The sequence below is a fragment of the Aeromonas bestiarum genome (assembly GCF_000819745.1).
Classification (GTDB): domain Bacteria; phylum Pseudomonadota; class Gammaproteobacteria; order Enterobacterales; family Aeromonadaceae; genus Aeromonas; species Aeromonas bestiarum.
The window spans coordinates 40,652-52,443 of sequence record NZ_CDDA01000015.1; the positions used below are offsets into that span (position 1 = coordinate 40,652).

The 11,792-nt window shown below is 59.8% G+C and carries 11 protein-coding genes; 10 read left to right on the plus strand and 1 reads right to left on the minus strand.

Annotated features, from left to right (window positions below):
* The first annotated feature begins 208 nt into the window (after positions 1-208).
* The 10 genes from ndk (at position 209) to BN1118_RS07505 (ending at position 9,922) form a co-directional block, all read left to right on the plus strand.
* A complete protein-coding gene (ndk, locus tag BN1118_RS07460; protein WP_043136750.1) occupies positions 209-637 on the plus strand; it encodes a nucleoside-diphosphate kinase in 429 nt (142 codons plus the stop codon).
* Positions 638-803: 166 nt separating this feature from the next.
* The gene (rlmN, locus tag BN1118_RS07465; RefSeq protein WP_043136748.1) at positions 804-1,907 is read left to right on the plus strand and encodes a dual-specificity RNA methyltransferase RlmN; all 1,104 of its coding nucleotides are present in this window, start codon (positions 804-806) and stop codon (positions 1,905-1,907) included.
* Positions 1,908-1,919: 12 nt separating this feature from the next.
* The gene (tapF, locus tag BN1118_RS07470) at positions 1,920-2,711 is read left to right on the plus strand and encodes a PilW family type IVa pilus biogenesis/stability lipoprotein TapF (RefSeq protein WP_098984355.1); all 792 of its coding nucleotides are present in this window, start codon (positions 1,920-1,922) and stop codon (positions 2,709-2,711) included.
* The gene (locus BN1118_RS07475; RefSeq protein ID WP_043555291.1) at positions 2,701-3,636 is read left to right on the plus strand and encodes a RodZ domain-containing protein; all 936 of its coding nucleotides are present in this window, start codon (positions 2,701-2,703) and stop codon (positions 3,634-3,636) included. Before tapF ends, BN1118_RS07475 begins: the two co-directional genes overlap by 11 nt.
* A gap of 10 nt (positions 3,637-3,646) precedes the next feature.
* Positions 3,647-4,762 (plus strand): flavodoxin-dependent (E)-4-hydroxy-3-methylbut-2-enyl-diphosphate synthase, encoded by a 1,116-nt coding sequence (gene ispG, locus BN1118_RS07480; RefSeq protein WP_043555292.1) that lies wholly within the window; start codon positions 3,647-3,649, stop codon positions 4,760-4,762.
* Positions 4,763-4,901: 139 nt separating this feature from the next.
* Complete coding sequence (gene hisS, locus BN1118_RS07485; RefSeq protein ID WP_042865877.1) at positions 4,902-6,179, plus strand: histidine--tRNA ligase; 1,278 nt, start codon at positions 4,902-4,904, stop codon at positions 6,177-6,179.
* 3 nt (positions 6,180-6,182) lie between these two features.
* The gene (locus BN1118_RS07490; RefSeq protein WP_042865878.1) at positions 6,183-6,833 is read left to right on the plus strand and encodes a YfgM family protein; all 651 of its coding nucleotides are present in this window, start codon (positions 6,183-6,185) and stop codon (positions 6,831-6,833) included.
* A complete protein-coding gene (gene bamB / locus BN1118_RS07495) occupies positions 6,826-8,010 on the plus strand; it encodes an outer membrane protein assembly factor BamB (protein ID WP_043555294.1) in 1,185 nt (394 codons plus the stop codon). Before BN1118_RS07490 ends, bamB begins: the two co-directional genes overlap by 8 nt.
* A gap of 74 nt (positions 8,011-8,084) precedes the next feature.
* A complete protein-coding gene (gene der / locus BN1118_RS07500) occupies positions 8,085-9,584 on the plus strand; it encodes a ribosome biogenesis GTPase Der (protein WP_042865880.1) in 1,500 nt (499 codons plus the stop codon).
* Positions 9,585-9,688: 104 nt separating this feature from the next.
* Positions 9,689-9,922, plus strand: coding sequence for a zinc ribbon domain-containing protein (locus BN1118_RS07505; protein WP_043555296.1), 234 nt, complete (start codon positions 9,689-9,691; stop codon positions 9,920-9,922).
* 354 nt (positions 9,923-10,276) lie between these two features.
* Here BN1118_RS07505 and mltF read toward each other — a convergent pair whose 3' ends face one another.
* Positions 10,277-11,767, minus strand: coding sequence for a membrane-bound lytic murein transglycosylase MltF (mltF, locus tag BN1118_RS07510; protein WP_043555298.1), 1,491 nt, complete (start codon positions 11,765-11,767; stop codon positions 10,277-10,279).
* Positions 11,768-11,792: the final 25 nt, after the last annotated feature.

Here is an 11,792-nt window from a genome sequence, read left to right on the forward strand (position 1 = left end):
GGGTTTCAGAGGCTTAACATGGCTATCGTGCACAAGCGCACATTTTTTCCTGCTGCACTGGGCCAAGATGAGTGGTGATGTTGTTTTAAGGACGTGTTTGTTTAATAAAAAGTTGCTTTTTTGTGTGTTATTTCGGTTTTTGTTTACGTATAATCGCCGCCGAACATGGATTCTAACAATAAAACTCTGTAGTTAAGGAAAGATCTCAATGGCCATCGAACGTACCTTCTCTATCGTGAAACCGGATGCTGTCAGCAAAAACCTGATCGGTGCCATCTACAACCGCTTCGAGAGCGCTGGCCTGAAGGTCATCGCCGCCAAGATGCTGCACCTGAGCAGCGAGCAAGCCGCCGGTTTCTACGCAGAACACCAGGGCAAGCCTTTCTATGATGCGCTGGTCAGCTTCATGACCTCTGGCCCTGTGATGGTACAGGTGCTGGAAGGGGAAGAGGCCATCCGCCGTCACCGTGAAATCATGGGGGCGACCAACCCGAAAGAGGCCCTGGCCGGTACCCTGCGTGCCTGCTACGCCGAGAGCATCGACCGCAACGCGGTACACGGCTCCGACGCCCCGGCCTCTGCCGCCCGTGAAATTGCCTACTTCTTCTCCGACGACGAGATCTGCCCGCGCGGCTGATCTTGCCCTGAGATGATCAAGGGAGCCTCGGCTCCCTTTTGTTTTTTGGCCTTTTGGTCAATATCCTCTTATTCTCCAGCTGGAAAGCCGGACCCATTATTTGTACAATGCCGCCCCCTGACATCGTCAGCCAATAATTTATGTAGTTTGTGGACTGAGGCCTTTGATGAGCGAAATAAAAACCAACCTGCTGGATCTTGATCGGGATGCCATGCGTGCCTTCTTCGTCGAACTGGGCGAGAAGCCATTCCGGGCAGATCAGATCATGAAGTGGATCTATCACTTCGGTTGTGATGATTTCGATCAGATGAACAACGTCAACAAGGTACTGCGCGAGCGCCTGAAGGCGATCGCCGAGATCCGTGCGCCACAAGTGAGCCGTGAACAGCGTTCCGCGGACGGTACCATCAAGTGGGCGCTGCAGGTCGGCGATCAGGAAGTGGAAACCGTCTACATCCCGGAAGAGGACAGGGCCACCCTGTGCGTCTCCTCCCAGGTGGGCTGTGCGCTGGCGTGCAAGTTCTGCTCCACGGCCCAGCAGGGTTTTAACCGCAACCTGAAAGTGTCCGAGATCATCGGCCAGGTATGGCGCGCCGCCAAGATAGTCGGTGGCAAGCGCCCCATCACCAACGTGGTGATGATGGGCATGGGCGAGCCGCTGCTCAACCTCGCCAACGTGGTGCCGGCCATGCGTCTGATGATGGATGACTTCGGCTACGGCATCTCCAAGCGCCGGGTGACCATCTCCACCTCGGGTGTGGTGCCGGCGCTGGATATCCTCGGCGATCAAATTGACGTGGCCCTGGCCATCTCCCTGCATGCGCCGAACGACAAGCTGCGTTCCGAGATCATGCCGATCAACGACAAGTACAACATCGAGGACTTCCTCGCCGGTGTGCGCCGTTATCTGGCCAAGTCCAATGCTAACGGTGGTCGCGTGACGGTGGAGTATGTGCTGCTCGATCATATCAATGACGACATGCAGCATGCCCACGAGCTGGCCAAGGTGCTCAAAGATACCCCGAGCAAGATCAACCTGATCCCATTCAACCCCTTCCCGGGCAACCCCTATGGCAAGCCGAGCAACAGTCGCATCGACCGTTTCTCCAAGGTACTGATGGAATATGGCTTCACCGTCATAGTCCGCAAGACCCGTGGTGACGACATAGACGCCGCCTGCGGTCAGCTGGTGGGAGAGGTGATAGATCGCACCAAACGCACCATGAAAAATCGGATGCAACAGGAAGGGATTTCCGTCAAAATGGTTTAAATTGCTAAGCCATTGTATAGTCAGGGAATGGATACACGTACATTGATCGTAGTGGCAGCGCTCTGCGCGCTGCCAGGCTGTGTTACCGAGACCACTTACGCGGGCCAGAATTCGACCCAGCGTGAGGTGGGTCCCGACCTCAAGGCGGCTGCCCAGACCCGTCTGGACTTAGGCATTCAATATTTGCGACAGGGCAATGCCGAACAGGCCAAGTTCAACCTTGATCGCGCCCTCCAGTACGACCCCGACAACCCTCAGGTCTACATCGGCTTCGCTTACTTCTACCAGCAGGTAGAGGATTACAAGGCGGCCGAGGAGAGCTACAAGAAAGCCCTCGCCATGGATCCGTCCAATGCTGACGCAATGAACAACTATGGTGCCTTCCTGTGCAACCGTGGTCGCTTCGACGAGGCGGAGAAGGCATTCCTGCAGGCGATCAGCCAACCCAATTACATCAAGATTGCCGATACCTATGAAAATGCGGCACTTTGCGCCGCGCAAAATCGCAGAAATGATAAAGCAAGCGAGTACTATCGCTTGGCCTTGGGGTATAATCCCCGCAATCCAAGGTTATTGCTGGACATGGCTGAGCTTTCCATGAAAGATGGCAAGCTGCCTGATGTGCAGGCCTATCTCGCTCGTTTTGCCGATGCGTCAGACGAGAACGAGAGCAGTCTCTGGTTGAGATTGCGGCTGGCTCAGGCCATGGACAAACCGGCACTCCTTCACCAATTCGGGACTGAGCTGGTAAGGCAATATCCCTCTTCGCAACAAGCCAAGCGTTACTTAGCCAATGACTACTGAACAGCCACACGATTTTCAAGACGACTCTCAGGCAGCAGGCCCAGGCCAGCTGCTGCGCAACGCCCGTGAACAGCTTGGCTGGACACGAGAACAGGTTGCGTCCCGCATTCACCTTCGTCTGACCCTGATTGCTGCGATCGAATCAGATACGTATGACAAGCACACTTCCCATACCTTTATCCGGGGCTACCTGCGTACCTACGCCAAGCTGGTCGGCATCCCGGATGAGACCATACTGGCTGCCTACGACAAGCTGGGGCTGACGCCCCCCGACAACATCGACATGCAGAGCTTCTCCCGTCGCTCGCGCCAGCAGGCCAACGACAGTCGGCTCAAGGTGGTGACCTGGCTGGTGATCCTGGTGCTGATCGCGCTCTCCGTCGCCTGGTGGTGGCAGAGCACGGCGCGCCGCTCCGCCGGTGACGAGGCCCTGGCGGCCACTGAAATGAGTGCGACCGCCAACCCGCAGGGTGCAACCCTGTCTTCTGCGGCGGATGTGGTCGACCCTATGCTCATGCCTGTTGCCTCCGATGCGATGGCTACGGCCGCAGAGCCGATCGTGAGCAGCGCTGCTGCCACGGCGCCGCAGGCTGAGGCCAGCAGTGCCGCCGTAACGACTGTGACCTCTGCGAGTGTGGCGACGCTGCCGGTCGCTGACGATGCGACCACGGATCCCGCCAAGGCGCCTCAGCTCAAGATGAGTTTCACCGCAGACTGCTGGCTGGACGTCAAGGACGCCAAGGGCAAGACACTGTTCAGTGGCCTGAAGAAGGCAAATGATCAACTGGTATTGGAAGGACCCGAGCCGCTCAAGTTCATCATTGGCGCGCCCATGGCGGTCAATATCGAATATCAGGGCAAGTCCATCGACATGAGCCGTTACAACAACGGCCGGACTGCTCGCCTCTCACTGCCGCAGGAGTAATCTGTCCGCCATGTCCGCTCACGAATCTCCCATCATTCGTCGTAAATCCAGGCAGATCATGGTCGGTAACGTACCGGTTGGGGGCGACGCCCCCATCACGGTTCAGACCATGACCAACACCAAGACCACGGACGTGGCCGCCACCGTCGAGCAGATCCGGCGGATAGAGCGGGTTGGTGCCGACATAGTCCGGGTCTCTGTACCCACCATGGAAGCGGCGGAAGCCTTCAAGCTCATCAAGCAGCAGACCCGTATCCCCATCGTTGCCGACATCCACTTCGACTACCGCATCGCCCTGAAAGTGGCCGAGTACGGCGCCGACTGCCTGCGTATCAACCCGGGCAACATAGGCAACGAAGAGCGGGTGCGCGCCGTGGTCGATTGCGCGCGCCACTACAACATCCCGATCCGTATCGGCGTCAACGGCGGCTCTCTTGAGAAAGACATTCAGGAGAAGTACGGCGAGCCGACCCCGGAGGCACTGCTCGAGTCGGCCATGCGCCACGTGGATTACCTGGATCGTCTCAACTTCGACAACTTCAAGGTGAGCGTCAAGGCGTCTGACGTCTTCCTGGCCATCGGGGCCTATCGCCTGCTGGCCAAGCAGATCGAGCAGCCGTTGCACCTTGGCATCACGGAAGCGGGCGGTTTTCGCGCCGGTGCGGTGAAATCCGCCGTCGGGCTCGGCATGCTGCTGGCCGATGGCATAGGCGATACCATCCGTATCTCGCTGGCGGCCGATCCGGTGGAAGAGATCAAGGTAGGCTTTGATATCCTCAAATCCCTGCGCATCCGTTCCCGCGGCATCAACTTCATCGCCTGTCCCTCCTGCTCCCGTCAGGAGTTCGATGTGATCGCCACCGTCAACGCCCTGGAAGCGCGGCTGGAAGACATCATCACACCCATGGATGTCTCCATTATCGGCTGTGTGGTGAACGGCCCGGGCGAGGCGCTGGTCTCCGATCTGGGGCTGGCGGGTGCGGCCAACAAGAGCGCCTTCTACGAGGGCGGTCAGCGGGTCGACCGGCTGGACAACAAGGATCTCATCCCGATCCTGGAGCGCCGTATTCGCGCCCGGGCGGCCATGCTGGATCCGGCCAACCAGATCCAGGTGGACGAGGGTTGAGCCAGTGCGGGGCCACCTAGGGTGGCCCTGTCTTTAGGTTGCTGATTTTAAATCCCGTATTGGAGCGCCCTGATTTTACCTCGGGGTCGAAAATCCCTATAATGCGGCCAAATTTCACGTCTTTTTCTCGAGTATCAACGTGGCAAAACAGATCCAAGCTATTCGCGGTATGAACGATTGCCTGCCGGAGCAGAGCCCGGTATGGCAGAAAGTAGAACAGATACTGCGCCAAGTGGTCGCCAGCTATGGCTACAGCGAAGTGCGCATGCCGATCGTCGAGCAGACTCATCTGTTCAAGCGTGCCATCGGTGAAGTGACCGACGTGGTCGAAAAAGAGATGTACAGCTTCGAAGACCGCAACGGTGACAGCCTGAGCCTGCGTCCGGAAGGGACTGCCAGCTGCGTCCGTGCCGGTATCGAGCACGGTCTGCTCTACAACCAGGAACGCCGGATGTGGTACATGGGTCCCATGTTCCGCCACGAGCGTCCCCAGAAGGGCCGTTACCGCCAGTTCCATCAGTTCGGGGTCGAGCTGTTTGGCATCAACGGGCCGGATATTGACGCCGAACTCATCATGCTGACCCACCGTCTGTGGCGTCTGTTCGGCATCAGCGATCACGTCACCCTGCAGCTCAACACCCTGGGCCAGAGTGCCGAGCGCGCCGCCTATCGCGATGCGCTGGTGGCTTACCTCGAGCAGTACAAGGATCAGCTTGACGAAGAGAGCCAGCGCCGCATGTACAGCAACCCGCTGCGGGTGCTCGACTCCAAGGATGCCAAGGTACAGGCCATTCTGGTGGATGCCCCGCGCCTGTTCGATCACCTGGGTGAAGAGAGCCTGGCTCACTTCGAGGGGCTCAAGCGCCTGCTCACCTCCGCCGGTATCCAGTTCGAGGTGAACGAGCGTCTGGTGCGCGGCCTTGACTATTACAACCTGACCGTGTTCGAGTGGGTCACCAGCAGCCTGGGTGCCCAGGGCACCGTTTGTGCCGGTGGCCGTTACGACGGCCTGGTGGAGCAGCTTGGCGGTCAAGCGACCCCGGCCGTGGGCTTTGCCATGGGCATGGAGCGCCTGGTGCTGATGCTGGAGACCCTGGAGCTCAATGCCGATATCCGCCCTGCGGTGGACGTCTATCTGGCCATGGTGGGCGAGGGGACCGAGCAGGCTGGCTTCGCGCTTGCCGAGCGTCTGCGTGATGCCCTGCCAGACCTGCGCCTGATGAGCCACTGCGGTGGCGGCAACTTCAAGAAACAACTCAAGCGTGCCGACAAGTGCGGCGCGGCCATTGCCCTGATCCTCGGTGAAACCGAGGTGCAAAACGGGGAGATCACCATCAAATATCTGCGTGGCCAGGCCGAGCAACAGACCGTCACGGTCGACGCCGCCATTGCCCTGCTGGCAGCCAAAGGAGAGTAAGCAGTGGAAGTTTATACCACCGAAGAACAACAGGTTGAGGTCATCAAGAGCTGGTGGAAAGAGAACGGAACCTCGGTGCTCGCAGGAACTGTTATCGGTCTGGTTGGACTCTTTGGCTGGCGTTATTACAACGAGCGTCAGCAGACCAACCAGGAAGCCGCTTCCCAGGCTTACAACGAGATCTCGGCCCAGCTGGCCAAGGGGGATGCCGCCGCCTTCGAACAGGTACAAGGCTTCATCAGTGCCCACCAGGGAGACTCTTATGCCGAGCTGGCCGCCCTGCAACTGGCTGCCGCTGCCGTCAAGGCAAACAAGCTGGACTTGGCTGCCGAGCAGCTGACCCAGGTGGCAAACAATGGTGATGAGAGCATTCGTCCCATCGCCGCCCTGCGTCTGGCCCGGGTCCTGAACGATCAGGGCAAGGCTGACGAGGCCCTGGCCCAGCTTGGCAAGATCAGCAATGACGCCTTCAAGGCCCAGGTGGCGGAAGTGCGTGGCGACATCCTGCTCAAACAGGGCAAGGCCGAAGAGGCGCGCGATGCCTATCAGGCGGCGGCCGATGCCGGCGGCTTGCAGGGCAGCGCAGAGCTCAAGCTGAAGATGGACGATCTGGCGCTGCCAGCCGTGACCACGGGTGGAGCTCCGGATGCGTAATCTGTTCAAGATGGTGGCGTTGGGGGCGGCAGTCTCCTTCGCCCTGCAGGGGTGCTCCCTGTTCAGCTCGGAAGAAGATCTCAATCCCATGGCGCCTTTGCCCGTGGTTGAATCTGCCTTCAGCGCCGACACGGCCTGGTCCTCTTCCGTCGGGGACGGCATAGGCGACTTCTACTCCCAGCTCAAGCCGGCGGTGGAAGAGGAGCGCATCTATGCCGCGGCCCGCGATGGCGATGTGACCGCCTTCGATCGTGCCAGCGGCAAGGAGCTGTGGAGCGTGGACTTGGCTGACCTGCCCATCAACGCCGACAAGCGCAGCGCCCGTCTCTCCGGCGGTCTGGTTTCTCGCTACGGCAAGCTGTTCCTCGGCTCCGAGAACGGGGTGGTCTACGCCCTGAACGAAGAGAACGGGGAAGTGCTGTGGCAGACCACGGTACCGGGTGAAGTGGTGGCAAGCCCCGCCGTCGAAGACGGTCGTGTGGTGGTGTTGACCACCTCGGGGCGCCTGGTGGCGCTCGATACCGATGAAGGCAAGTTGCAGTGGACCCTGGCGGAAGAGCAGCCGCCGCTGACCTTGCGCAGTGCCGGTGCTCCAATCATCACCAACGGCGCCGTGCTCTATGGCCGTGCCGATGGCAAGGTGGGCATAGCCCTGCTGAGCAATGGTCAGCCGGTGCGCCAGTCCAAGGTGGCCGATCCGCGCGGTGCGACCGAGCTGGATCGCATGGTGGACGTGGATGCGACACCGCTGATCGCTGGCGATGAGCTCTATGCCATCGCCTACAATGGTCAGCTGATGGCACGCAAGCTGATGACCGGTGACGAGGTGTGGAAGCGCAAGTATTCCGGCTACCGCGACATGGCGGTGACCGGCAATGCCATAGTGCTGACCGACAGCCGCAGCCATCTGTTTGCCGTTGACAGACGCAACGGGCTTGAGCTGTGGTCCAATACCCAGCTGGAAAACCGCACCGTGACTGCCCCCGTCATCCTGGGTGACTATGTGGTGGTCGGCGATGTGGAAGGTTACCTGTATTGGCTGGATCGTACCGACGGGTCCATCAAGGCCATGCAGCAGCTCGACAGCAGTGGTCTCTACGCCGCCCCTCTGGTGGACGGTGACACCCTGTATGTGCAGAGCCGTGGCGGCAAGTTGTACGCTATCAAGCGTCCCTGATCGTCCGATAATGTGAATATCCGGCTCCTGGTCTTCGGACCCGGAGCCTTTGTCGTCTTGAGAATGAGGCTTTTATGACTCCTGTAGTAGCCCTGGTGGGCCGCCCCAACGTGGGGAAATCCACCCTGTTTAACCGCTTGACCCGTACCCGGGATGCCTTGGTGGCCGACTTCCCCGGTTTGACCCGGGACCGTAAATACGGTCAGGCGAAGTTGGGCGAGCTGGAATTTATCGTGGTGGATACCGGTGGTATCGATGGCACCGAAGAGGGGATCGAGCTGAAGATGGCCGAGCAGTCCCTGCTGGCCATCGAAGAAGCCGATGTGGTGCTGTTCATGGTGGATGCGCGCGCAGGATTGACCGCCGCGGATCAGGCCATCGCCGAGCACCTGCGCAAGACCCACAAGACGGTGTTTCTGGTTGCCAACAAGACCGACGGTATCGACGGTGACTCCGCCGTGTCCGAGTTCTACGGTCTGGCGCTGGGAGAGGTCTACCAGATCGCTGCCGCCCACGGCCGTGGCGTGCTGAGCCTGCTGGAACTGGCGCTGGCACCCCATCTGGAAACCCTGGTCGAAGCCGCTGCCGAAGAAGATGCGCAGGATGAAGAAGAGGAGGACTTCGACGAAGAAGCCCTGCTGCGCATGGTAGCCGCCGGTGATCTCGATACCCGGGAAGACACCAAGGAGACCCCGTTCGCCGACTTGCCCATCAAGTTCGCCATCGTCGGTCGCCCCAACGTCGGCAAATCGACCCTGACCAACCGCATGCTGGGTGAAGACCGCGTCATCGTCTATGACATGCCGGGCACCACCCGCGACTCCGTTTACGTTCCGATGGAGCGTGACGAGCAGAAGTACGTCATCATCGACACCGCCGGTGTGCGTCGTCGTGGCAAGGTGCATGAGACGGTGGAGAAGTTCTCCGTCATCAAGACGCTCAAGGCTATTGAAGATGCCAACGTCTGCCTGCTGGTGATCGATGCCCAGGAGACCATCACGGATCAGGACTTGAGCATCCTCGGCTTCGTGCTCCACTCGGGCCGCTCCGTGGTGCTGGTGGTGAACAAGTGGGATGGCCTGGATCAGAAGGTGAAAGAGGACGTCAAGAACGAGCTGGACAGACGCCTGGGCTTCATCGATTTCGCCCGTGTTCACTTCATCTCCGCCCTGCACGGCAGCGGCGTCGGCCACCTGTTCGAATCCATCCAGGAGGCGTACCAGTCCGCCACTCGCCGTACCAGCACCGCCATGCTGACCCGCATCATGCAGATGGCGCAGGAAGATCACCAGCCGCCCATGGTAAACGGTCGCCGCGTCAAGCTCAAATATGCCCACGCCGGTGGTTACAACCCGCCGCGCATCGTGATCCACGGCAACCAGTTGAACGACCTGCCGGATTCGTACAAGCGGTATCTGATCAACTACTTCCGCAAGTCGCTCAAGATCATGGGCTCCCCGATCCGGGTCGAGTTCCAGGAGTCGGCCAACCCGTTCGAGGGCCGGAAGAACACCATGACCCTGAGCCAGGAGCGTCAACGCAAGCGCCTGCTCAAGGCCAAAACCAAGAAATAAGGCCCAGCGGCTGCCCTCACCGGCAGCCGTTTTTTCTTGGGGAGAGGCGAGGGGGATCTGCTGTGGGGCGGCCCACAGCACATTCACTTTGAGAGGAGTCGAGTATGAGCACCCTGATATGCCCGGCCTGCAGCGCCGAGCTGGACAGCCGCAGCCCCGAGATCGGCTGTGGCCAGTGCCAGGCGCGTTATCGCATCCGGGCCCTGTGTCCGACCTGCCAGCAGGAGCTGGAGCGGCTCAAGGCCTGTGGCGCCGTGGATTACTTCTGCAACCACTGCAACAGCCTGGTGTCAAAGCGCGTGGTGCGCTTTGAGGTGAGCCCGGCAGGGCAGGCGTGAGGCAATAAAAAACCCGGCAAATGCCGGGTTTATTCTGTGTGTTCTGCTATCAGCAAGGTGTAGGAGCGGTTTCTGCGCCATATCTTGCGTTTGATGTCATTGAGCTTGAGTTTGCGTCTGGGGCTCCAGGCGCACTTTGCTTTTCTGACCAGTGTCGTTCTTCTACGAGTTCGCATCTTGGTCTCCTCCCATTGGATGGCCATCCCGGCCTCGATGAATGGAGCCCATCTGAAAATGCTGTCATCCAGCTGACAAGCTGCTGAAATCAGGCGATAAAAACAGTTTCGGACAGGCCCCGGCACATCCGGATGGTAACAGAGAACCTACCGGTAAAACAAACTTGTCAACAAGGGCTCAACGCAGGGTGATCTGTTTGACCACTTCGGCGATGACGGTGGGGCGTTCGGCACTCTGTGGCTCGCTGCTGTCGTCGTCATCCAGCTCCTCGCGGCGGTGGGCCTTCTGCTGCTCGTTGTCGAGCCAGAGCAGGCTCTGGTAATACTGGCGCACGTTGTTGACGTAGTTGCGCGCCTCGCCGCCCCGGGCATAGCCGTAGCGCGCCTTGCGGTGCCAGCGCGCCTGCTGCAGCAGGGGCAGCACCTCTTTCACGTCGCTCCAGGCGTCGGGGTTCTTGCCGAGCTCCTTGGTCAGGCGGCGGGCATCCATCATGTGGCCGTAGCCGATGTTGTAGGCGGTGAGGGCAAACCACACCTTCTCGTCATCGGGCACGGAGGCGGGCACCTTCTCCATCATCTGCTGCAGATAGCGGGCGCCGCCCTTGATGCTCTCCTCCGGATGCAGCCGGTTGTTGACCCCCATCGCCTTGGCGGTGGGTTCGGTCAGCATCATCATACCGCGCACGCCAGTATAGGAGCGCGCCTCAGGATCCCAGTGGGACTCCTGATAGCTGATAGCGGCAAGCAGGCGCCAATCCACCACGCTGGCGTGGGTCTTGAACAGATCCTGATACTTGGGCAGCAGGCTCTTGGCCCGCTGCAGGAAGGTGCGGGTGTCGACGAAGTCGAAGTTCTGTACGTGGCCGAAGTACTTCTCGTCCAGCTTGGCGATGGCGCCATCCATGAAGCGCTGGCCGAAGAAGTCGATGATGCTGGCGTAGAGGCTGTCATCGGGCAGCTTGGTCATGGCCCAGGCCACAGTCTGGTTCTTGGAGAGGGTCAGCCCCTCGGTGAGCTCGGGGTAGTAGCGCTGGGTACGGGCCAGCACAGTATCCTGCACCACTGTGTAATCAATCTTGCCGTCGGCCACCTGCTTGAGCAGCTCTTCCACGTCAGCGTCCCGGTTGGTACTCCACTTCAGGTTGGGGTGCTGTTTGCCGAGCTCCTTGAGCAGGTCTTCCCCGGTGGAGCCGGCAGGCACCACTATGCTGCCCTTGAGATCGCCGATGTCTTTGGGCTTGGGGGAGCCGTTGCGATAGACCAGCTTGGGGGAGACCTGATAAAAGCCGGGGCCGAAGCGAAACAGGGCACGCCGCTCCGGGGTGACCACGATGGCGGCGGCGGCGAGATCCAGCTTGCCCTTCTTGAGCAGCTCGACCAGTTCGGCGGTAGAGTAGACGGGGACTATGGTGAGCTTGACACCCAACCAGTCGGCATAGCTTTTCGCCAGCTCGTAATCAAAGCCCTGGGCGGTCTCGTCACGCTGGTAATAGGAGGTGGGGCCATAGATGGTGCCAACCCGGATCTCGCCCCGTTGGCGGATCTGTTCCAGCTGGCTGGAGGGGGTGTAGAAGTCACAGCCGACCAGGGTCAGCAGCAACGTCAGCCCGATAAACAGTCGAAAAATGCAGCGCAAGTAGGTGAGTACCCTTGTTGAAAAAATCGGCATTTGTCAAAAAAGAGGGACCTTTATA